The organism is Shewanella maritima (genome assembly GCF_004295345.1).
Lineage (GTDB): Bacteria > Pseudomonadota > Gammaproteobacteria > Enterobacterales > Shewanellaceae > Shewanella > Shewanella maritima.
In genome coordinates, this window is the sequence record NZ_CP036200.1 from 1,178,440 (window position 1) to 1,201,241 (window position 22,802).

18 protein-coding genes are annotated in these 22,802 nt (G+C 44.5%); 7 read left to right on the plus strand and 11 right to left on the minus strand.

Going from position 1 to position 22,802, the window contains the following annotated elements:
* Positions 1-119 precede the first annotated feature (119 nt).
* The 4 genes from EXU30_RS04965 to EXU30_RS04980 all read left to right on the plus strand — a co-directional run bounded on the left by EXU30_RS04965 (position 120) and on the right by EXU30_RS04980 (position 6,649).
* Positions 120-815, plus strand: coding sequence for a hypothetical protein (locus EXU30_RS04965; protein WP_242620324.1), 696 nt, complete (start codon positions 120-122; stop codon positions 813-815).
* Complete coding sequence (locus EXU30_RS04970; RefSeq protein ID WP_130598101.1) at positions 815-3,199, plus strand: EAL domain-containing protein; 2,385 nt, start codon at positions 815-817, stop codon at positions 3,197-3,199. The genes EXU30_RS04965 and EXU30_RS04970 overlap by 1 nt, the downstream gene beginning before the upstream one ends.
* Before the next feature lie 60 nt (positions 3,200-3,259).
* Entirely contained in the window at positions 3,260-4,591 is a 1,332-nt protein-coding gene (locus EXU30_RS04975; RefSeq protein ID WP_207234103.1) for a hypothetical protein, read from the plus strand.
* A gap of 498 nt (positions 4,592-5,089) precedes the next feature.
* Positions 5,090-6,649, plus strand: a complete 1,560-nt coding sequence (locus EXU30_RS04980) for an MFS transporter (protein ID WP_130598102.1) — start codon at positions 5,090-5,092, stop codon at positions 6,647-6,649.
* Between the two features lie 119 nt (positions 6,650-6,768).
* Here EXU30_RS04980 and EXU30_RS04985 read toward each other — a convergent pair whose 3' ends face one another.
* The 5 genes from EXU30_RS04985 to EXU30_RS05005 all read right to left on the minus strand — a co-directional run bounded on the left by EXU30_RS04985 (position 6,769) and on the right by EXU30_RS05005 (position 11,597).
* Entirely contained in the window at positions 6,769-7,563 is a 795-nt protein-coding gene (locus tag EXU30_RS04985; RefSeq protein ID WP_130598103.1) for a hypothetical protein, read from the minus strand.
* Positions 7,563-8,117, minus strand: a complete 555-nt coding sequence (locus EXU30_RS04990) for a sigma-70 family RNA polymerase sigma factor (RefSeq protein WP_130603259.1) — start codon at positions 8,115-8,117, stop codon at positions 7,563-7,565. The genes EXU30_RS04985 and EXU30_RS04990 overlap by 1 nt, the downstream gene beginning before the upstream one ends.
* 69 nt (positions 8,118-8,186) lie before the next feature.
* Entirely contained in the window at positions 8,187-9,635 is a 1,449-nt protein-coding gene (locus EXU30_RS04995; RefSeq protein WP_130598104.1) for a hypothetical protein, read from the minus strand.
* A gap of 61 nt (positions 9,636-9,696) precedes the next feature.
* Entirely contained in the window at positions 9,697-10,560 is an 864-nt protein-coding gene (locus EXU30_RS05000) for a hypothetical protein (RefSeq protein WP_130598105.1), read from the minus strand.
* Positions 10,561-10,748: 188 nt separating this feature from the next.
* Complete coding sequence (locus EXU30_RS05005; RefSeq protein ID WP_130598106.1) at positions 10,749-11,597, minus strand: hypothetical protein; 849 nt, start codon at positions 11,595-11,597, stop codon at positions 10,749-10,751.
* 358 nt (positions 11,598-11,955) lie between these two features.
* Between EXU30_RS05005 and purE the strand changes: the two genes are divergently transcribed.
* Both purE and purK read left to right on the plus strand, forming a co-directional pair.
* Complete coding sequence (gene purE / locus EXU30_RS05010; protein WP_130598107.1) at positions 11,956-12,447, plus strand: 5-(carboxyamino)imidazole ribonucleotide mutase; 492 nt, start codon at positions 11,956-11,958, stop codon at positions 12,445-12,447.
* The gene (purK, locus tag EXU30_RS05015; protein WP_130598108.1) at positions 12,447-13,526 is read left to right on the plus strand and encodes a 5-(carboxyamino)imidazole ribonucleotide synthase; all 1,080 of its coding nucleotides are present in this window, start codon (positions 12,447-12,449) and stop codon (positions 13,524-13,526) included. The genes purE and purK overlap by 1 nt, the downstream gene beginning before the upstream one ends.
* An 89-nt stretch (positions 13,527-13,615) precedes the next feature.
* Here the strand turns inward: purK and EXU30_RS05020 are convergent, their stop codons facing one another.
* From EXU30_RS05020 to EXU30_RS05045, 6 genes are all read right to left on the minus strand, one after another.
* Positions 13,616-14,278, minus strand: a complete 663-nt coding sequence (locus tag EXU30_RS05020) for a GAP family protein (RefSeq protein WP_130598109.1) — start codon at positions 14,276-14,278, stop codon at positions 13,616-13,618.
* A gap of 361 nt (positions 14,279-14,639) precedes the next feature.
* The gene (locus tag EXU30_RS05025) at positions 14,640-15,257 is read right to left on the minus strand and encodes a transglycosylase SLT domain-containing protein (RefSeq protein WP_207234115.1); all 618 of its coding nucleotides are present in this window, start codon (positions 15,255-15,257) and stop codon (positions 14,640-14,642) included.
* A 104-nt stretch (positions 15,258-15,361) separates the two neighbouring features.
* Positions 15,362-15,814 carry a hypothetical protein gene (locus tag EXU30_RS05030; protein WP_130598110.1) on the minus strand — a complete coding sequence of 151 codons (453 nt, stop codon included), beginning with the start codon at positions 15,812-15,814 and terminating at the stop codon, positions 15,362-15,364.
* Entirely contained in the window at positions 15,798-17,414 is a 1,617-nt protein-coding gene (gshA, locus tag EXU30_RS05035) for a glutamate--cysteine ligase (RefSeq protein WP_165398971.1), read from the minus strand. The genes EXU30_RS05030 and gshA overlap by 17 nt, the downstream gene beginning before the upstream one ends.
* A 276-nt stretch (positions 17,415-17,690) precedes the next feature.
* Positions 17,691-20,528 carry a M16 family metallopeptidase gene (locus EXU30_RS05040; protein WP_130598111.1) on the minus strand — a complete coding sequence of 946 codons (2,838 nt, stop codon included), beginning with the start codon at positions 20,526-20,528 and terminating at the stop codon, positions 17,691-17,693.
* 143 nt (positions 20,529-20,671) lie between these two features.
* Complete coding sequence (locus EXU30_RS05045; RefSeq protein WP_130598112.1) at positions 20,672-21,085, minus strand: YqaA family protein; 414 nt, start codon at positions 21,083-21,085, stop codon at positions 20,672-20,674.
* A 389-nt stretch (positions 21,086-21,474) separates the two neighbouring features.
* Between EXU30_RS05045 and EXU30_RS05050 the strand changes: the two genes are divergently transcribed.
* Positions 21,475-22,722 carry a dicarboxylate/amino acid:cation symporter gene (locus EXU30_RS05050; RefSeq protein WP_130598113.1) on the plus strand — a complete coding sequence of 416 codons (1,248 nt, stop codon included), beginning with the start codon at positions 21,475-21,477 and terminating at the stop codon, positions 22,720-22,722.
* Positions 22,723-22,802: the final 80 nt, after the last annotated feature.

Consider the following 22,802-nt stretch of genomic DNA (forward strand, 5'->3'; position numbering starts at 1 on the left):
TATGATGAACAATTGGGGGATAATCAGGATGTTAATGAAAGTTTTTATCAAGTTTTAGGTTCTTATTAACTCAGTACAAGCTAACAAATGGCCTTGAGAGAGAGCATTAGGGGAATAGAGTGACTAAAACAATAAGCTACATGGCAATAGCCATTGGCACAATAGCATCAAGTATGGCTTTGCAGGCACAAGCAGCCAATATCTACATAATGGATGACAATAACCAACCTATGGAGAATATGGTGGTTTACCTTCAATCTAATAATCCTGCCGCATTTGCCACTCCCGCTTTAGCCTCTGACTCCTCAACAACTCAGGCACGTCAAAACCCAGTTGAAGTGCATCAAAAAGACAAGCAATTCAGCCCATACATTACCATTGTGCAAAAGGGTTATCAGCTCAAGTTTGTTAATGATGATGACATTACCCATCATATCTACTCCGCTTCTGGCCCCAAGCGATTTTCATTTAAGTTGCGCCAAGATGGCGTTAACAAAGACATGGTATTCGACCAACTTGGGCATATTTCAATGGGCTGTAATATCCACGACTGGATGAGTGGTCATATTCTCATTGTCGACACGCCGCACTTTGCAAATACAGACAATAAAGGATTAGTCAGCTTTGACAATATTGCCCCAGGGCAATACCAACTTGTTGTTTGGCACCCGCAACTTCAAGCAATAAACAATCAAAATAGCTACCAGATTGACCTGCCACTTAGCAAGCCGCTAACCCTGACGGTGACGGACACCATGGGTGAAATACCGAGTCAGCAAAGCCTGGATGATTTTGAATTTCTGGAAGGATACTAATGCCGGCACTGTTTAACCGTATTCAAACACGAATTTTTGCTTGGTTTGTACTGCTACTGCTGGCAGTACAAACCATCTCGTTCGCCCTAACCTACTACGGCAATGAGCTGCTTGAGCAGCAACAACTGAAAAACCAGCTGTCGATAGCCAAGTTAGTGTTTAAGTCTGAATACAATGACCGAGCTTATTACCTGTCTGCGTTTGCAGAAACCGCTGCCAAAGATTTTGGTCTTAAAGAAGTGTTTATCGACAAGGATAGCCGCAGCTTTTTGGTCGCCCTAAATAACCATCGTAAACGCATTGACGCCGACTTAGCTATCGCCGTTGACAAGCAAGGCAAAATAATTGGTCAATTACTCACATCACTTAATGACGCTAACAAAGGCAAAGTGAAAGTCGGCCCAGAGCAAGGTCAAGCATTTAAGCAAACATTAGACTTTGAATTTATCACCATCAACACCTTGTACGCACTGCAAGGCAATATCTACCAGCTCAGTTTTGCGCCGCTAACCAGTGGTGCAGGTAACCTTATCGGTTGGGTAGGCTTTGGTTTTGTCATTGGCGATGAGTTAACTAATAACTTATCCGAGCAAACTGGTTTAAATACTGGCTTTATTCTCACAGAGCCAAATTCACAACTAGATGAGCCAGCATTTGATGCTCAGCTCATCAGTATTTCTAACCATGATATTACTGAGCGAGATAAAAAAGTAATAGGTCAATTAATCTCGAGCGGGCTACAGCATAAAGATTACATTTTATGGCAGTCTTCTTTAGGGCAAATAGACGAGCAGCAGCTACATGCCTTTATGTATATAAGTCAGCGTGACGCCCTTGCACTGGCAGCGTCACACGAACAATGGCTCCCTCAATTAGTGCTTATCTTAATTATGTTGCCCGTATCTTTGATGGTGGCTTACATGATTGCCCGCGGCGTGACTAAGCCAATCACCTTACTAATCAATCAAGCGCGCTTTATTGCTAAAGGTAATTACAACTCCAAAGTAGAGGTGGGTAGCAGCACGGAAATGCTGGCATTGGCTGAAGAGTTTACCGTGATGCAACAAGCCATTTTAAGTCGTGAGAATAAAATTGCCTTCCAAGCCTACCATGACCCTTTGACCAATTTGGGTAATAAGAACAAACTCAGTCAGGTCACTGCTGACTGGTTTGCTAATAAATCACCTTTAGCGATTTGTCTTATCAACATTCGCCGCATGACTGAAGTAAACGGCACCCTAGGTCACCTGGTTGGCGACAAAGTCATTGTCGAGGTTGGTCGACGCTTATCAGAGTTTAGTGAAATTGATCTGGTGTGCAGGCTTAGCGGCGATGAGTTTGTACTCGCCATTAAAGAGATACAATCTAGCGCGTTTAACCAGCTTATCCGCAAGGTGCAAGAAGCTGTGGAAGCAGAGTATCGCTATCAAGATATTTCGCTGCATTTGCAAGTTACCATAGGCGTGAGTTTTGCCCATTACCCGAGTGATTTACAAACTGTGATGCGCCAAGCCGATACCGCGCTGCAACACGCCAAGCGTAACCGTATCGATCTACAAACATACAGCCAGCAAATTGATGCAAACTCGCTCGACAGACTGCAGCTAGTTAATGAACTCAAAGCGGCGATTGAAAATAATGAGCTGGTACTGTTTTATCAGCCTAAGCTCAACCTTGCTATTAACAAGGTCACCCATGTCGAAGCGTTAGTGAGATGGCAGCACCCTGTTAGAGGCATGATCCCACCGGATACCTTTATTCCAATTGCTGAACAAATGGGGCAAATGAACGCCCTCACCCACTGGGTTATCCATCAAGCGCTTAGCCAATATCATTTATGGTTAGCCGAGGGGATTGAGCTAGCTATTGCGGTTAATATATCGGCAGAAAATCTAAAAAATCAAAGCTTTGGTGAGTTTGTGCTTAGCGCGATTGAGCAACACCAAGTACCGATAGAAGCGCTGACACTAGAGATCACCGAAGATGCAGTTGTTGCCGACCCAGAAAACGCAATCAAGCAGCTCAACCAACTTAAGCAACATGGTTTAACGCTATCGATTGATGACTACGGCACTGGCTACTCTTCGCTCGCTCAGTTAAAACAATTGCCAGTAGATGAGCTCAAAATCGACAAGTCATTTGTACAAAATCTAATGACAAGTGACGACGACAAAACCATTGTGAGCTCAACGATCCAGCTAGCCCACAATCTAGGGTTAAAAGTGGTTGCAGAAGGCATAGAGGATGAAGGCTCGCTTAAATGGCTTGCCAAACATAATTGTGAGTTAGGGCAAGGGTTTTATCTTTCTAAACCTGTGGATGCCAAAATGTTAGCAAACTGGCTAGCACGCTCACCTTACGGCCCAAATAGCGCTGAAACCTAGGGCCCTTACTAGCATTACCAATTAACACGATATCCGTAAAAACAACAATAAGGAGTACGGATGAAAGCTTGGCTTGAGATGCAAAATAAAGCGCGATTAGGTAGCAGATTATGCCTAAGCGGTATTTGTGTTGCTCAGCTTAGTTTTGCAGCTCCACTCTTAGCAACAGAAAAGGTTGCAACAGAAAAGAGAGCGACAGAAAAGCTAAAAGCGGAGCACGACTTTGCGGCTGTGATTGATATGCGTTTAACTCATACTTCTGGCGCAAGCAGCGATACAAGTCACACCAATGCTGGCCTAGGAAAGTATCGATTTGATCCTGGCAATCAGTTATCACTTGCTCAGGCTGGACTCAGTTATACCCTGGATTGGGACAACCCTTTTTCAGCCCACCTTATTGCCAATGCTTATGTCGACCAATCTAACCCCAGCTTAGGGATCACCGAAGGTTTTATTAAATACCGCTCACTACCGAGTCAATCAGGGCTGCGCGCTCAGGCAAAACTTGGGCTGATGTACCCGACCATCTCGCTAGAGAATATCGCTACAGCCTGGGCATCACCTTATACATTAAGTTACTCAGCTATAAATAGTTGGCTAGGTGAAGAACTGCGCCATGTGGGCGCTGAGTTTACACTTGAAAAACTCGGCAAGTTCACCAATTCCAAACACAGCTTTACCTTATCTGGAGCGGCCTTTAAAAACAATGACACCGCAGGCGCACTGCTTGCTTGGCATGGCTGGACCAATAGCTCAAAGCAAACCTTATTGCAGCAGCACGTGAAGCTAAGCAAGATGCCAAGCTTAGATGGCAGTTTAAGCGGACAAGCCAGAAGTTCCGATCCCTTTATCGAACTAGATAACCGCTTTGGTTATCACGTCCACGGTCAGTGGCAGTATCGCGGATATGGCAAACTCACAGCTGGCTACTACGACAACAACGCCGATACCAGCATAGTTATCAATGGACAATACACTTGGCTCACTCGCTTCTCTCATCTAGGGATAAAGTGGCGACTGCCATACAAAATTGAGCTACTTAGTCAGTACATGAATGGCAGCACGCTTATGAGCGCACCAGATGGCACAGATGCCGTCAACAACGATTACCAATCGGGATATATCATGTTAAGTCGGCGCTGGGGAGTACAAAGATTAAGTGTGCGCGCTGAGCAGTTTTCAGTCACAGATAACGACTTAACACCAGATGATGATAACCACGAACAGGGACACGGCTTTACAGCATCCTACCAGTACCGAATGAATAAGAACTGGTTCATTCACGGCGAATACAATCATCTATATAGCGAGCGACCGGCGCGAAGTGCACAAGCTCTGCCAAGTAAACTCACCGAGAACCAGTACCAACTGGCGATGCGATGGTTCTTTTAACTTGCCCACCTCATCGTAAAAGTGTTAACGCATTTCTAGAACGAACAGCTCAAACTTTAAAACTCAACTTGGGCTGCTCAAATCGGACATCTACCTTAGAAAAGTTAACCAAATAAAAATCGAAGAACGGTTATCGAAAAAGACTAGTTAACCTGAACTGTGGATAAGGAAGTGATAACCACTACCTAGGCCTGAGTTATACCTCACATTATGTTTCTAGCGAGATAGTTTTTGTTTAGTTCAAGGCGAAGCTACGCGTCAATAGCTAGCCTATTGCAAGTAGCTTCAACGAAGAAATAGGCAAAAATAGCCGTTAGAAACCGATTTATTATCCAGAGTTCAGGTTATTTATGCAATTTGCATATGAATTCAGCTGTAAATGCCAAAAAACAACAATTTGCTCTCCATTTTAGCAACACAACCTTTGGTAAATAGTCACAAATTAGGTAAAGTGTTGGGCTATTAATTCGAAGCTAATAATCATAATAAAGGTGAATTATGGCAACTCCTCCTAACTCAGTGAACGATCTGAGTGAAGTAAAACAATTAGGTATGTGGGCCTCGATTACCAGTTTAGGTTATCTATTCTGGTTAGTTGGTGGCATGGAATTGGTTGAGCGTATTGCATATTACGGCGTTAAAGCGAGTGCCGGTCTTTATGCAAAATCACCAGCATCTGAAGGTGGCCTAGGTATCGACCTGCATGACTACGGTATTATTCTTGCCATTTGGGCACTACTGCAAACATTCGTTCCAGTGTTTACCGGCGGTATTTCTGACCGTGTGGGTTATAAAGAAACCATTTTTGCATCAACAGTAATCAAGATTGCCGGTTATCTATGTATGGCATTCTTCCCTAATTTCTGGGGATTCTTAGGTGGCGCTATGCTACTAGCCGCGGGTACAGGTATCTTTAAACCGGGTATTCAAGGCACACTGGTATTATCCACCAGACGAGAAAACACCTCAATGGCCTGGGGCATTTTCTATCAGGTAGTGAACATTGGTGGCTTCCTAGGTCCTCTCGTTGCGGTGCATATGCGTCAGCTTTCTTGGGACAATGTATTTTATGCCTGCGCTGCGATTATCTCGCTGAACTTCCTATTCTTACTGGCTTACAAAGAGCCAGGTAAAGAAGAGCGCATCGAACGTGCTCGCAAAATCAAATCAGGTGAAATCCAGCAAGAAGCACTGTGGAAAGACGCCTGGCACGAGCTGAAAAAGCCTGTGGTAATCTACTACATGTTAGTCTTTGCCGGATTCTGGTTCCTGTTCAACTCACTGTTTGACGTATTACCTATTCACATTGCTGAATGGGTTGATACCAGCATTATCGTGACCTCACTATTTGGCCCTGAGGGCACCAGCAGCGGTATTTTGCAGTTCTGGCTTGGTCTAAACAACGAAGGTACTAAGGTGATGCCTGAGGGTATGCTTAACCTTAACGCTGGTATGATCATGACCACCTGTTTCCTTGTAGCTGCATTTACTGCCAAGTATCGTATTACCACTGCGATGCTAATTGGCTGTATTTTAAGTATTACTGCCATCATGTTTGTTGGCTTGTTTAATGCGGCTTGGATGATTGTATTAGCCATTGCCATGTTCTCATTGGGTGAGATGATGATCAGCCCGAAAAAGAATGAGTTCATGGGTAATATTGCACCTGAAGGAAAAAAAGCCATGTACCTAGGCTTTGTGATGCTACCTCAGGGTATCGGCTGGACATTAGAAGGTTACTTCGCACCTAAGCTGTATGAAATGTACGCCTCAAAAGAAGTGATCTCACGCAATGAATTGTTAACTAATGGTTTATCGCAAGCCGATGTTGACGCTATCCCTCAAGGTGAGGCCTTTATGCGTTTGGTAGAAGTAACGGGCATTGAAGCGCAGCAACTTACCCATAACCTGTATGCTGCTAACAATATCGGTATGGCTTGGTACATCATTGCAGCTATCGGTATTATCTCAGCTGTGGGTATCTACATTTACGGTAAATGGTTACTGCAAATGCAAAAACAGCAGCAACAGCAACAGCAACAAGCTGCGGCGCAGTAAATTCGATTTAGGCTCAAACTGATTTAAGCTAAACGGCTAACGCCAAAAACGATATAAAAAGGAGACCATTTGGTCTCCTTTTTATTATTCGGGTCTCACTCAAACCTTGCCAGTAGTTGCTAGTAACTGGTCAATTGTTGCTTGAGCTCACTGTATCGAGCAAACAATGGATGGGATTTTTGAGCTAACTCAGGGAAGCGTTTATCTATCTTTTCCACCAGCATTCTTGCTTGAGATATCTCATCCGCATCAACTAAGCCTTGTAGGCGCTCAAGAGCTTTTTCGGCGGTATCTAGCGTTATTACTCTTTCCTCATACTGATCAGTTCCAAGCAGCTTAGCGCCGTTTGCTAACGCCTCAGTTGGCAAACTTCGCTGTTTTGGCGTTGCTAACATATCACTTGCGGTTGTACCTGCTGCACTTGAACTAGCCGTTTGCGCTGAAGGCTCAGCCATAGCTTCAAATCCAGAGTTATCTAGAGGCGCTGCACTTTGTCTGCCATCACCTGCTGTTTCAATTGCCTCGTCAGATGGTGCACCGGACATCATCAACATCGGCTCGGCTTGCATTTCACTGGGTATATTGGCATCAACGCCGGGCAGCTTAGCACCTTGTTGCATCAACTCTGGATTTAATAGAAACAAGCCCGCTACCAGCATGACCGACGCCGCCGATGAAATACCGAGCTTATTCTTTGACCACCAACTGAGCTGCACCACCTTTTTGTCAGCTTCCATTTGCGCTTCTGCGGCAGAATGTACCTGCTGATGCGATTGAGACGCTAACGCCAGAATTGCCGCATCAATATGCTTAGGCGGCTGCTCTAAATCCTGCTGATGATATTGACTACGGATCTCATCTTGCAGCTTGGCAAAGGCATTATCATCCATGTTTTGCTTAGTTTTATCACTCATTAGCCTGTCTCCTGCCATCTTAGGGAGATACAGTTTTTAATGCTCTGATATGCATAACGAATACGGCTTTTGGTCGCCTCTAGCGTAACACCTGCAATTTCGCTGATTGATGCTGCGGTTAGACCTAGCTCAACGTTTAGTAAAAAAGCCTCTTTTTGGGTTGCCGGCAGTTTGGCAATACATGCTTGCATATCTTGCTGCTGCGCTGATGCGGTAACTTGCTGCTCGGGTGAATTAGCTTCCGAATCAGCAATACTATCCATGTGGTCGGCTAGCTCGTCAGAAGTTGGGGCTTGGGTTAAATCTAGCGGCCTAACCGCGCGAACATGGTCAATCACCAAATTGTGGGCAATCTTATAAAGCCAGGTAGTGAATTTAGCCGTAGCTTGATAAGACGCTGCTGCCTTAATCACCTTACCCCATGTATCTTGATATAGGTCCTCAGCCAACTGTTTATCACTTAGCTGGCGCACAAAATAGCGATACAAGGCCCCTTTATGCTTTATATAAAGCTGTTCAAATGCGCTGCTATTACCAGCTTGATAGTCCAGCATAAGCTGTTCATCTGATGTTTCTGCTGCAGATAATGATGCTGCTTGCGACACAATTTATCCTCATGCTCATTAGTTAGCCACCTTATAATCTCGCCCCTGAAAATGATTTAACAATAAATATTGCAGTGGCTTTTGTTGTTGCTCAATAAACTGCAACACACCTTGATACGAAGGCGACCGATTTGTTTCTGCGCCAGCTTTGGCGAGTGTGTTTAATTTAGCATAGTCAAAGCTGCGCATATAAGGATTATGGTTAAAGGCTTGGACTAGGCCGGCTACCGCAGCAAAGCTTTGCATATAGCCACTAGCAGTTTCAATATCTCGGATCTGGCTGGGCATAGCAATGCGGTATTGACTACTACATCTTTGTTTTAGCGGTTTTAAGGTGTTGTTCGGCTTACCCAGAGTAAACAAGCCATATTCGGGTTCAAGCTCAACTGGCAGGCTACTAGGCTGGTTTTCTAGTTTAAGGCTCACATAAGCGATGGAGTTAGGAAAACGATTAACATCGATGCAGCCCATTCCAAGCCTGCTGGCTTGCTGCGGCGTAAAACGCGCTGCTTCAGTCGTTTGTTGAACATCATCAAGGTTATTGCCACTACTTAGCTGCATGGCATCTAAGCTAAGCTTTTGCTGAGAGCGCGAAGAAGAGCCGTGATAAGACGTGTTTAAATACAGCTCAAACATCATCACAGATACGGGGCTAACATCTATGCCTTTGGATTTACTCTTGTCGTCAGCAAGTCGATAATCAACTGGATTATATCCAAGCAAACGATATTCGCTGATCTGACGCGGATTAAAGCTCACCTGCAGCAAGCCTTTACCTAACATAGCTGCAGGCACCTTTACAGCCAGCATCAACAACGCAGCATCAGGATTATAAGGTGAACTTGCTATCTCGCTGCGCCACAACACCTTAGGAAAAACCGCCTGACTTGCGCCGGGGCGATATGCTTGCAACTGTGTAGTGTCGTTATCATGGGGCCGATGTTGGCGGTAAATGGGCGTAACGGACTCATCGCCAAAATGGTCAAAGCTTGTATGATTAAAATCTAGTTGCGCAGCTAAAGGCAACAACGCTTGGTCAACAGTATTTTGCCATGGCAGCGGCAAGCATAGTGACTTATCGGCGCAGGACTGCCCAAGCTCTACTGGCGTACGTAAATCTAACTTATTATTAAGGTTGAGCTGAGTGAAATTGAGTGCTAGCTGCGAAATAGGCGTTTCAGCTGTTACCCTCAGCCCATTAAAGTGGCGTGGCTTGATATTAAGATCTGGGCCTTGCTTTAAGCCCGCAGCAGTGAGCTCCATACTCATTAAACTGAGCACCACCACCGCACTTAACAAGAATGCTGGACGTTGATGCCAACTAATGTTGGGTGATCTTGATGCGAGCTTTGCAAAGCATTGCTCATGCTTTGCACCCAGCTCTTTTTCTTTTGTATTTGGCGACTTTGTTTCTTGAGTGATTTTTTTGCAACAATCAGTTTTACTGCGTTTAATAGATAGTGCCATCTTAGATCCCCTTGATGAACAATGCTTATGTCTATATAAACGCAACAAAAACAAAAAAGGGTTAATCTGACTTTGAACGTGGGATTGAATGTGACTCTGAGCTTTCAAAAATACCTAAAAGTTCAGGTTGAAGCAGTAAACGCTCTTCCTGAGTGAAAAACTCGTTATGCATTTCAATGTACTCTTGCTGAAACGCTTTTTGCTGCATAATGGCGTCTATTCTATCGATTAATTGTTTGCCCATCGGGGTTTTAGCACATACCATGTAGCCGCGATCGACCTTTTCTACGCCGCGGATCATCACGGTATCAAACTCCAACTGTTTATTGTTGCGCTCTAAATAAGCGCTAACCTCTTCAGAGTATTCAATAATGGCTTTAACGCGCCCTACCGCCATCATATCGATTAAGGTTTCCGACGAGTCCATGCCACCACGCTTAAAGAATAAATCAGGACTTTGTGCAATATAGGCATTAATGGTATTGCCATAAGAACGATTTAGCGCCACGCCGATACTGTGCTTAGTCATGGTTTCAGGCTTGGTTAAATCGACGGGATGTGGGAATAAATGCGCATTTTTCTTGAGGGTGATAAGTCTTAAAGGTGGGTAAATACTGATAGGCAACTTGCTAAAGTAACCTAATTTTTCTCGCTCAGGGCTTTTAAACTTATTATACATACAAGCATTACCAAGGCGGTTAAGCTCAAACCACCCCCTTTTAAAGCTTACTTGTTGTTGCTCAAACTCAAGGCTACCCGCAGAGTGCTTAAGCAATAAGCTTAGCATTCCCATAGGTTGCTCTTGAGTTAAATTAACATCTTCTTGGTCAGTGTCCGCAAACACTATGCCTTTTAGCGGCGTGGCATGTACAGGAGAAAACCACAACAAAATAAGACCAATAATAACGACTGAATTTCTTAGCATCTATGCCCTAACCCTATTATTATATTTTTGGATTAATTGCACTAAGCTCACGACTAGCTACGTCTTGTATCAGGCTAGCTCAGCTCAACTACGTGCAACACAACTTGCTATTTCTTCCTAAAGCAATTGGCCTCCTGCCGTTACTTTCCCTCCTGTAATTCGAATAACGGTAAATGATGAACTATCGGCTAAAAGTAAAACTCCAGCGCTTTTTCTAACACAGCAGTGTCATCGACTGATGCAAAACGCTTGTGGATATCAAAAAACTCTTGCTGAAAAGCCTTACGCGACATCGCTGCATCCACTTGCTTAATTAACTTTAGTCCATATTCTGTTTTTGAGCAGACAAAGTAGCCTGCAGATGCCTGATTGACCTGCTTAATCGCAATACTGCTCACTTGCTGTGGCAAGTCATTATCTTCAACGTAACTTGCTGCAAAATCACTGTACTCAATTACCGCATTCACTCGGCCTTTAACTAGCATATCAATCAGTTTACGTGATGAGTCACCGCCCTCTCGTTTAAAAAAGGGCATATCAGATAAGGCAATCTTCTCATCAATGACTTTGCCATAAGCACGTGATGCCGACACGCCAATAAGACCGAGCTGCCAATCCTTTAAGGTATCTAGGTCAATCACCTCTGGAAATAAGTGACGCTGCTGTTTCAATACAATTAAGCGCAGTGGTGGATACAAGGTAATGGGATACTGGCTGTAGTAAGCGACTTTTTCACGCTCTGGCGTTTTCAGCTTGTTGAACATACAAGCATTTTCACGCTTACTCAGTTCTAACCACCCACGGTTTAAACTCACCTGGTTATGGGAAAAATTCAGCATGCCATCGCTGTGTACATGCAACATATCGAGAATACTCATTGGCTCAATTTCAGAAATATCCAGGCTGCCGTCTGAAAACACTCCCATTACCACAGCCTTTAACGCATCTTGTGTTTTGGGGTGGGAGTTTTTGCCGGATTCAACGGTATGTGCTAGGGCAGCAGAGCAAACACCAGAAAGTACGATGATTGCTAGCATAAATAGCTGTCTGAAAATCTTGTTATAGTTTGTTATCTTTCTCATCATTGTTATGGTTATTTTTATCAGTTTTTCCCGCTAAACCCTTATAGAATAACAGCCTCCATCTTTACCATACTCACTTACAAACTCCAAACATTTCCATAATATCAGTACGGTTTTTGCCGAAATGAGTTTTCACAAATCTAAACTGAGTGTTAGCCGCAAAAAACACTGCTAACTAAGCAAAAATGCTATTATCTAGCCCCTTTTTTTATAGCCTAAGTCACATTGCGCTAGTTTGTTGTGGAATTAGCCAGGTTTCAGCGACTTAGGATAGATTCAATGTGAATCACCATCAGTATATTGAGGAGTTAACATGCAAGCGCTTGTTGCCGTTGTAATGGGATCAAAAAGTGATTGGCCAACTATGGAAGCCGCAGCTCAAATTATGGACGAGTTAAAAGTTCCATATCATGTCGAGGTGGTTTCAGCGCACCGTACTCCAGATAAATTAATGGATTTTGCTAGCACAGCAGCAGACAAAGGTTACAAGGTTATCATCGGCGGTGCAGGCGGCGCAGCTCACCTACCAGGTATGATTGCTTCTAAAACCCCGCTTCCTGTTTTAGGTGTGCCAGTGCAAAGTAAAGCTCTTTCAGGTATGGATAGCTTGCTTTCAATTGTACAAATGCCAAAAGGCATTGCAGTCGGTACCTTAGCGATTGGCACAGCAGGTGCATTCAACGCAGGTTTACTTGCTAGCCAAATCCTTGCAACGCAAGACCCTGAGCTGATGGAACGCTTAAACGCATTTAGAACTGCGCAAACTGAGACGATTTTAGAAAATCCTGATCCGAGAGAAGCATAATGACACAACAAAAGGTATGGGTACTGGGTAACGGTCAACTAGGTGCAATGCTTGCTCATGCTGGTCAACCACTGGCACTTGATGTTCGCCCTGTTGATATCATGAACCCAACAGATGATAAGCTGCCGCTGGCAGATAACGACATCATCACTGCAGAGCGTGAGCTTTGGCCTGAGTCATCTACCAGCTTGCAATTAAGCGAGCACCCAAACTTTATCAATGGTGCTATTTTTGCGCGCTTAGCTGACCGCTTTACCCAAAAAAGTCTACTTGATGAGCTTGAGGTTGCAACTGCGCCATGGGAGCTAGTAGAAGATGAAACTCAAGAGTCTAATTTACATCAGGCCTATGGCGATCGCGTATTACTAAAGCGCCGCACTGGTGGTTATGACGGTAAAGGTCAGCACTGGCTAAAACAAGCTGAGAGCACCACGATTCCTGCTGACTGGCGCAATGAAGCGATTGCCGAGCAAGCGATTAACTTTGACGAAGAAGTGTCCTTAGTTGGCGTACGTACCCAAGATGGCCGTTGCCTGTTTTACCCATTAGCGCTGAACCTGCATCAAGATGGCATCTTGATGGCGTCAGTAGCACCACTTGCTCGCCTATCTCACCTTCAAGCTGAAGCTGAACGTATGCTTAGCACCATTATGAATGGTCTTGAGTATGTAGGTGTAATGGCAATGGAGTGCTTCCGTGTTGGTGATGAGCTTTTAGTGAATGAGTTAGCCCCAAGGGTGCACAACTCAGGTCACTGGACTCAAGCAGGCTGTCATATCAACCAGTTTGAATTACACCTGCGCGCGCTGTGCAACCTACCTATTCATACACCTCAAGTAAACTACCCGTGTGTGATGGTTAACCTGATTGGTATTGAAAAAGACGATCGTTGGATAAGCCTGCCAAATGCCGAGCTATTTTGGTACAACAAGGAAGTCCGTGTCGGCCGTAAAGTCGGTCACTTGAACTTATCAGCCCATAACGATGAGCTAGTGCAAGATAGTATTGCCAAGCTAAAACAATGGATGCCTGAGCAATATCAAGCGCCACTTGAGTGGATTATAAAAGAGTTCAGCTAGTACTCGATTATGACTAATGCAATTGTAAAAGGAGCCTATTGGCTCCTTTTTGTTTAATCCGAATTGCCTAAGTCATCGCAGCAAAATGGCTATAACAAGCCCTCGCCCAACAGTATATACATCAGGGCATCTACCACAAACAGTGCTCCAATGCCGCCTAACATAAGCGGCATAATCACCTGACTTGCCTTGTCCACTTTTTGATTAATTCGCTGCAGTAACGCGGCGCTATTGTCTTTCATAAATACTAAGATCAGTGGGATAAGCAAAAATGGCACAGCATAGGCCAGGTTATACCCCACCAGCACCAACAGCATTTCAATTTGCGTTAGCTGCTCTTTAATCAGCTGATTTACCAAGGCAAAATAAGGCAGTGCAAAGGGCATCCCGACGAAGTTAAGCACTGCGCCATAACCAAAGGCTTTCATTGGCGTTAGCTCACCCGACTCTTGCGGTTTATCTCCCTGCTCTGCTGGTTTTTTTAGAGCGAGATACAGCAATAGCGCACCGATAACTAAACTAATAACATAATCAATCGGCAGTGGGTTATTAAGGCGCCCTGAGATACTTTCAAGCATAGGTGCCAGCAGCACACCCGCCGCAAAATATGCCAGAGTGTGACCAATTAGAATCGCCATGCTGTGGGCAACTGGTCGTGAGGTACCTGCTGCATAAACCATGAACGCCAGTAACACAGGGTTAAGTACGTCCACTAACAAAATTGGACCTGTGATAAGCAAAATGTCGCTCATTAATAACTCCCTCTACAGCGGTAATAAATGCCTGCTAGTTATACCAATCAGCACAAGTATGTGATCATTTATCCTAATTAGTATTATGTGTGCTAGAGGCTAATCGTTAATCACTCTTTAAATCTCTGGTGATAGGTTCACTTCTTAAACCAATATGTTTCAGATTAAACATAAAGTTGTTACAACGCGAAATAATACCTATAGAAACCTTCAATGAGACACATCTGCCACTTTGAACTTTACGACTCACAAAAAATGCTCCTTTACAGGAGCATTCTAGTTTTCGCCTTTGGTGCCTACTCTTCACTAAAACGTTTTACTGGAAAGTAACTCAACCATCGAGGCTGTTAAAGAATAGCCGTTAGCCGAAGAATAGACGCCACAACCACGAAGAATCAAGATCTTCCTTACAACCACGATATTGAGTAGCGTATCGACGAGCACGATCATCTACTTTTTTAGCGACAGGACCAAGCCATTTCTTTTTCTTGTAGGTACCGCGTTTATAGCCGCCCCAACCTTCATGGTAATTAAGGTATTGATTTTTAGCATCCCACTTAGAAACACCGTTGATTTTATGGGTTTTGCTGATAAACCAGCCCATAAAATCCATGGCATCGGCGAAATTATCTCGGCTCGACCATGAGTTGCCCGTTTCTCTAACATAGTCATCCCAAGTCATGGTTTTAGCCTGAGCATAACCATAGGCATCACTGGCTCGGCCAATTGGAATAAAGCCCCAAAAATATTGCATAGGCGGCGCGGCATTATGTTTAAACGAGCTTTCTTGGTACATCATGGCAATGGGGACATGTACAGGTACCCCCCATTTATCACGGGTATCTACCGCAGCGTTGTACCAGGAGCGATTCTCTTTGAAAATGGAGCAAATATTATCAGGGTCTTTTGGCGGTGGCGTGGCGCAGCCAGCGAGGGACAGTAACAACAAGCAACAAGCAGGGCCGATAAGGCGCTTCATACACAAACCAATCAGTGAATAATCAATGGCTTTAGTGTCACATCTTGTTTTCGCTAATGCAATCACCTCATTACTGTAATTAGAGGGCAATTAAGTGTTGATTGCTAATTGCCTACTAGCTGTGAGCTGGCCTCACATTGATAGGACTCTTGTTGCCACACAACAGCTTGCCAGTAGTCACTATTCTTACCCGCATAGATTTTGTCAGTTTTGAACTTAGCAGCCAGATGATAGCGAGTATCGTCTTCGACTATCACTGTTACAGTTTTGGTGCCGCGGGCACTGAGCGAGACTTTTAACTGCGGTGCAGAAATTAACTCTGCAAGGGTGAACTCATATTCACCCACGGGCAATATGTAATAAGGTCTTGAAATAACGGGCATGCCGTTCAAGTGGGTCACCACTGCGCGGTAGTAGCTATCTTCACCAGCTGGATTTTTAAAGGCTGCAACGACCCCACAAGGAGCGTATTCAACTTGTGATGCGCACGAGGTGAGTAGCAAGCTGATACTTGCCACAAACCCCAATAGCTTGAAAGACTTAGCTCGCAACCACATCTTTGAAATAGTCTGCTAAGAATTGATCAAAATCGACACTCGTTTGCGCTTCGATTTGCGCTTGCTGGTTTAATGACGTATCTGCTTCTTGCTGATAAGCAGCTTGGATATCAGCACCGAGTTGGTAGTCAGCCAAATAGCCATGGTACTCATCCATCAATGACTGTACCCATTGACCATGATCTTGACCTTGTTCAACCACATCGCGATGCACGCGACCAGATAAGGTTAAATTAGGGTCGAGCACGGCACTATGCCATTGACTCAGAGCTTGCTGGTAACGGTTGCTCTCTTCACCTTGTGCAAACTCTTGCTTATCTAGCAGCTTAGCTATTTGCTGCAGCTCACCAAACAACTCTAATAACCATGACTGCATACTAACTTCTTGGCCATCGCGGCTAAGCGTTAGGCCTGGCTGACGCCCAAGTTCAATCACCTTATTAAGGTTTGCAGAGATTTCGGCTTCTTGCGCTTCACTACTCGGCAAAGATGGTGACAACAAACAATGTAATAGGAATAAATCTAAAAAGCGTACCTGACTGGCCTCAATACCAATCGGGCTAAATGGGTTTACATCTAGCGCGCGCACTTCAATGTACTCAACGCCGCCTCTAGCAAGTGCTTCTGACGGTTTCTCGCCAGCTTGTGTCACACGCTTAGCGCGAATTGGCGAGTAAAATTCGTTTTCAATCTGTAAGATATTGCTGTTTAACTGACGATACTCACCATCGACTTTGACGCCAATTTTGGCGAACTCAGTTGAAGGTTGACGAATAGCTGCTTGCACACCTTGTAAATACTCAGGTAAAGAGTCGTAGCTAATGTTTAGCGTATCTTGCTCTTTGTTGGTATAGCCTAAATCACTCATGCGCAGCGAGGTGGCGTAAGGTAAATATAGCGTCCCTTTGCCCGTGGTTTTAAAATCAAAGTTATGTTGTTGGTCTTTGATAAACGAGCCACATAGCGCAGGTGATGAGCCAAACAAATATGGCATCACCCAAACCAGCCTGCGGTAATTGCGAATTAAGCCAAAATAAGATTCAGAAATGAAGTCTTGTTTACTGCACTCGCTGCCAACGGTTGAGGTGTTAGCAAGCTTAAGCTCAAATAGCTGCTGCCATAATTCATCAGACACAGAGAAATTAAAGTGTACCCCTGCAATAATTTGCATTAATGGGCCGTATCTGTGAGTTAAACCTTCACGGTAAAGAGTTTTCATTTTACCGTTGTTAGAGGTGCCATACTGAGCGATAGGAATATCTTTTTCATTGCCCACAAAGCAAGGCATGCTTACTGGCCATAGCTTTTGTCCATAGATGTTTTGCACACTATAGGCATGGGTTTGGGTTAAACCTTCAAGCAGCACATCAATATCCTGATTAACAGGCGTGATGAACTCAAGTAAGGCTTCACTGTAATCTGTGGTGATCCGTGAATGGGTTAATGCACTGCCTAATGCTTTTGGATGAGCGTCTTTAGCTAACTGGCCTTGCTCATCTATACGCAAAGCTTCGCGCTCAATACCGCGCTGCATACCTAATAATGCACTGCGCCCTGCACTGGTATCTAAGTGCTCAATAACTTCATTGAATGATTTCAATATTCACTTCTCTTGTTGACTCATATCACCAGAAAGCTGCTAACGCACCTAACATTCATGGCAAGATATGACTTTTTAATAGCCGAGCATTCTACCTAAGTTAACACTCCAATGCCGATAGCGGATCACATCTTTTTACAAAAACGCGAAACGGTAACATTTTAGGTTACCGTTTCGTACATTTGATGACCTGCTACCCCAGCTTGTTTACCACTTTAATATGCGGCTAAATCAAGCAATTGCAAGTGATTAAGGCTAAATTAAATGCTACTTGAGTTAATTTAACATTTTCACTGGGTAACCAAGTTGTTCAAGTTGTTGTTTAACTGTAGCTTTATCACCGACAACCAAAATTACCATATCATCAATATTAAGCCATTTATCTGCCAACGCATTTAGCTCCTGCTTTGTCACCGATTCAATAATTCTCTGCTGCTCAGCCGTATAGTCATCAGCAAGTTGATAACGTTGAATACGGCGTAAGAAACCCGCTTTTTGATAAGGTGTTTCGTATTCAAGCGCGTGACCTTGCGAGATTGAGCTGCGCATAAAGCTCAGTTCTTTGTCCGTCATACCCTGCGCTTTAAACTGGTTGATTTCAGCAATAAACTCTTTTACCGCATCACCTGTCACATCGGCGCGAACGCTCGCGCCCGCAGTAAAGGTACCTACCTCAGCTACACCATAAAAATAACTGCGAGCACCATAGGTGTAGCCTTTATCCTCACGTAAGTTCAAGTTAATGCGGCTATTAAATGCGCCACCTAACGGGTAGTTCATCAAGTCCGCTTTAAAGTACTCGCCAGTTGCATCAAACGGCAGGGCTAGGCGGCCAATAGATATGACTGATTGCGGCGCATCTGGTTTGTCGTATAGGTAAATAGCACCTGTTTTTGCGGTTTTAATCGGGTTAACCGGCGCAAGCTCGGTTGCTTCGCCCTGCCAGCTTGCAAGCGCGCCTAACTTAGAAGTGACTTGCTGTTGAGTGAGATCAGATACCGCAACAACCTTGGCGTTACCAGCACGATACTGCAGCTGATAGAAAGCTCTCACATCATCAAGGGTCAGCTTAGACACCGACTCAATACTGCCTGATGCACCAATACCAAAGTGCACATTGTCACCATAGAGCAACTTGCCATATTCAGTGCGTGCTAGGTAATTCGCATCTGAGCTACGTTGCTGCAGGAACTGCAAATGCTGCTGCTTAACGCGATTAAAGTCTTGCTCGTTAAAAGCTGGGCTAAATAACTGCTCTTCAAGAATGCTCAGAGTCTGTGGCAAATTAGCTGTTAAGCTCGATAGCTGCACTGAGCTTTGACTCGCGTTGGCTGAGAAATGAATCGATGAGCCTAACATTTCTAACGCATTCGCTAGCTCCACGCTATTGCGTTTGGTAGTCGACTCGTTAAGCATAGCCGCAGTTAAATAAGCTAAACCTGACTGTTCAACTGGCTCTAAACGATGACCGCCATCAAGATAAACAACTAACTCTACCGTAGGCGTTTCATCACTTTTAGTACCGACGACTTCAATACCGTTTTCAAGCTTGCTACGCCATAATTTAGGCACTTTAACCACTGGCGCGTCGCCAGCTTTTGGCATAACTGAGCGGTCAAAGCTTGAGACAATTTGCTCGGCATCAATTTCTACATCTACCGCATGCTCTGCCACTTGTGGACTTGGCGCTATGAAATTATCAGGTTTGGCAACTAACTGCGTTTGCCCTTCTGGTACCACGCTCATGACCACCATCGGCTTGTCTTTAATATAAGTATTAAACACACGCATCACGTCTTCTTTGGTAACACTGGCATAGCGGGCTAAATCGTTAGTTACCTGATCAGGATTGCCGTAGAAGGTTTGGTTAGCGGCAAGGGTCGACACCTTACCTTTAACACTTTGCATGCCATAAATAGTGTCAGCCTCAAACTGCACTTTCACCTTTTGCAAGTCTTCATCGGTCACGCCGCGGCTTTCAAATTCCGCCACCGATTGAGCAATTTTTTCCTCAAGCTTAGCAAGCTCGCCGCCTTGAGCAGGATTTGCTAGAGCGTAAAGCGTAAATTGACAAGCTAGCTCCTGACATGGATGGCTTACTGCAGCTTGTACCGCCACACCTTGCTCAACCATGTTTTTATAAAATAGCGAGGTTTTACCACCACCGATGATATTTGCGAGTAAATCCAACGCTGCTTCATCTTTGTGACCAGCATAGACAGTTGGGTAACCCATGTAGATAAGCGGCAGATGCACCTTGTCTTCCATTGAAATATAACGCGTTTTATCTAGGGTGACCGGTACCTTTTCATCAGCTTTGACTTCGGGACCTGCTGGGATTTCACCAAAGTACTTTTCAACCCAGGCTAGCGTTTGCGCCTCGTCAAAATCACCGCCGATAGTTAAGGTTGCGTTATTTGGACCATACCAGCGCTGGAAGAAATGTTTAACATCGGCAAGAGTGGCACGTTCGAGATCTTCTGGCCAACCAATCACTGGCCACGAATAAGGGTGCCCTGCAGGGTACAGCGCCTGACTGAATCGCTCGTTTAGGCGGCCATAAGGACGATTGTCGATACGCTGAGCACGCTCATTCTTTACCGTCTCACGTTGCACTTCGAACTTCTCACTGGTTAGCGCAGGTAAGAAAAAGCCCATACGATCTGACTCTAACCACAGCATTTTCTCTAGCTGATTGCTTGGTACTGTTTCAAAGTAGTTAGTACGATCAGTATTGGTGGTGCCATTTAGGGTGCCTCCCGCTTCAGTGATCACTTTAAAGTGTTGCTCATCAGCCACATTTTGCGAGCCTTGAAACATCATGTGCTCGAACAAATGCGCAAAGCCGCTGCGGCCAGCAAACTCACGCGCCGATCCAACATGGTATGTGACATCAACATGCACCAGCGGATCCGAATTATCCTGGTGTAAAATTACCGTTAAGCCATTGGCTAACCGATATTTTTTGTAGGGAATATTGGCTTGCCCAGCTTGATGCTCGACAGTTTCAACTAGGGTTACCGCAGCAGGAGCAGCTGAGTCCAGTTCAGACTTAACTGCGCTGCAGCCAAATAAAGCAGCGGATACCGCTGCCGCTATCATCCAATGTTTCACATTACACTCCTGTAAATATATAAAAGCTGGCCTGACTCAAAAGCCACCAGCTTTGCAATGTCAGCAGCTAGCCATTGATAGCTGCTTGACTAAAAATCTAATCATCTTCACTTGAGACAAGAGCCATGCACCAAGCACTGAGGTTAAATTATCGCCCAGGCGATAAGGCTATAACGCAGTGCCTTACCAATAAAAATCAATACCACTGACGAGGTTATAGGTAACTTTAACCAACCTGCCATCAAACACAAAATATCGCCAATTACAGGTAGCCAAGACAAAAGTAATGACCAGCTGCCGTAGCGCTCAATCCAGCCTAAAGCTTTTTGATAACGCGGAGAGTGAATCGCATCCGGCGATTTTGCATAACGGCCGACATAGCCTAGATAGTAACTGGTTATCGCCCCTAATGTATTACCGACACTGGCGACAACCAATAGTTCCAACCAAAGCTCAGGTTGCTGATTTAACAGGCCAATTAATAGCACTTCGCTGCCGCCTGGCAACAAGGTCGCAGCAAGAAATGCGCCGCTAAACATCAACCATAGTTCTAACATGAGGCTAGATTTACCTTTAAAATTTGTTGCGATACAAGTTGTCTAAAAAACAGACTTTACCTGTAGGTGGATTTAACGTATTAATAACAAAACGTTATAAGCATATAAGTTATAACAAATCGGCTTTGTTTGTCTGTAGGTCAACTCATACAATGCTATTAATCTTAATTCATTATTGTCTTGTCTCGTCTTGTCACATTCAATAAACCGAACAAGATGTAAGATAACTAGTGTAATAAACCTAGCCAAAATCCGGTCTATTACTCTAGAGCAGAATAGTTTTAAGCTAGGATAGCTCTTAACCAAACTGGCTCTAGACAAAAAGGCGCTTGACCTAAAAACAATAACAATGCCCTTGAGCGGCTACAAAAATTGAGTTGGAAATATCTATGCTACAAGTGTTTAACCGTATTCCTTTCTGGCAAAAAGTCCTTGCTGGTTTTGCCTTAGGCGCCATTGTTGGCGTGTTATTTGGTGAGCAAGCGACGGCATTAAAGCCTTTAGGTGACCTGTTTATTGGTGCGATTAAAATGCTGGTCGCACCTTTGGTATTTTGCGCCATTGTTGTCAGCATTACCTCACTGGGCTCACAGACGAATCTTAAACGATTAAGCTTTAAAACCCTTGGCATGTTTATGCTAACGGGTACAGCAGCTTCATTTATTGGCTTGACTATTGGCTCAGTTATCGACATGGGCGGCACACTTGAACTAGCGACGTCAGAGGTGAGAGAGCGTGATATTCCAGGCTTTGCTCAAGTGCTGCTGAATATGATCCCGGTTAACCCTTTTGCCTCTTTGGCTGAAGGTAAAGTTTTACAGATCATCGTATTTGCCGCGCTAATCGGTATTGCAATCAATGCTGTGGGCGAAAAGGCAGAGCCTTTAAAGAAAACCATTGAAGCCGGCGCTGAGGTCATGTTCCAGCTGACTCGCATGGTACTAAAGCTCACCCCTATTGGTGTATTCGGTTTAATGGCCTGGGTGATTGGCAAATATGGTCTCACCACGCTGCTGCCGTTAGGTAAGTTTATCATCGCCATTTATATCGCGGCGCTAATCCACATTATTTTTGTTTACGGTGGTTTAATTAAGTTTGTCGCCAAAGTCAGCCCACTAAAGTTTTTCCGTAAAGCCATGCCTGCGCAGCTAGTCGCGTTTACTACGGCATCAAGCTTTGGCACCTTACCCGTAAGCACTAAATGTAGCGAGTCGATGGGGGTATCAAAACGTTATAGCGCGTTTGTGCTGCCACTAGGCGCAACCATGAACATGGACGGCTGCGGCGGTATTTACCCTGCAATCGCAGCTATTTTTATCGCGCAGATTTACGGTATTCCGCTAGATATGAGCGATTACATGCTGATTGCGATTACCGCTACCGTAGCATCTGTGGGCACTGCGGGTGTGCCGGGCAGCGCTATGGTGATGCTAACTGTAACCTTAGGTGCAGTAGGTCTGCCACTTGAAGGTATTGCCTTTATTGCCGCCATTGACCGCGTAATTGATATGATCCGCACTGCAACTAACGTCACTGGTGACATGATGACAGCCGTGGTGGTTGGTAAAAGCGAAGGTCAATTTGACCAAGCGCAGTTTGATAGTGATGAAAACCGCGTGGAGCATCAAGCAGCGTAAACGCGTTTCAATGAATGTTTAGAAAATATAAAAAACCACCTTCTAGCTAGGTGGTTTTTTATTTAACTCAAATGATTTAA

Coding starts and splice junctions, on each gene's coding strand:
- EXU30_RS04970 (WP_130598101.1), top strand. CDS start 815: ATGCCGGCACTGTTTAACCGTATTCAAACACGAATTTTTGCTTGGTTT.
- EXU30_RS04975 (WP_207234103.1), top strand. CDS start 3,260: ATGAAAGCTTGGCTTGAGATGCAAAATAAAGCGCGATTAGGTAGCAGA.
- EXU30_RS04980 (WP_130598102.1), top strand. CDS start 5,090: ATGGCAACTCCTCCTAACTCAGTGAACGATCTGAGTGAAGTAAAACAA.
- EXU30_RS04985 (WP_130598103.1), bottom strand. CDS start 7,563: ATGAGTGATAAAACTAAGCAAAACATGGATGATAATGCCTTTGCCAAG.
- EXU30_RS04990 (WP_130603259.1), bottom strand. CDS start 8,117: ATGCTGGACTATCAAGCTGGTAATAGCAGCGCATTTGAACAGCTTTAT.
- EXU30_RS04995 (WP_130598104.1), bottom strand. CDS start 9,635: ATGGCACTATCTATTAAACGCAGTAAAACTGATTGTTGCAAAAAAATC.
- EXU30_RS05000 (WP_130598105.1), bottom strand. CDS start 10,560: ATGCTAAGAAATTCAGTCGTTATTATTGGTCTTATTTTGTTGTGGTTT.
- EXU30_RS05005 (WP_130598106.1), bottom strand. CDS start 11,597: ATGCTAGCAATCATCGTACTTTCTGGTGTTTGCTCTGCTGCCCTAGCA.
- purE (WP_130598107.1), top strand. CDS start 11,956: ATGCAAGCGCTTGTTGCCGTTGTAATGGGATCAAAAAGTGATTGGCCA.
- purK (WP_130598108.1), top strand. CDS start 12,447: ATGACACAACAAAAGGTATGGGTACTGGGTAACGGTCAACTAGGTGCA.
- EXU30_RS05020 (WP_130598109.1), bottom strand. CDS start 14,278: ATGAGCGACATTTTGCTTATCACAGGTCCAATTTTGTTAGTGGACGTA.
- EXU30_RS05025 (WP_207234115.1), bottom strand. CDS start 15,257: ATGAAGCGCCTTATCGGCCCTGCTTGTTGCTTGTTGTTACTGTCCCTC.
- EXU30_RS05030 (WP_130598110.1), bottom strand. CDS start 15,814: ATGTGGTTGCGAGCTAAGTCTTTCAAGCTATTGGGGTTTGTGGCAAGT.
- EXU30_RS05045 (WP_130598112.1), bottom strand. CDS start 21,085: ATGTTAGAACTATGGTTGATGTTTAGCGGCGCATTTCTTGCTGCGACC.
- EXU30_RS05050 (WP_130598113.1), top strand. CDS start 21,475: ATGCTACAAGTGTTTAACCGTATTCCTTTCTGGCAAAAAGTCCTTGCT.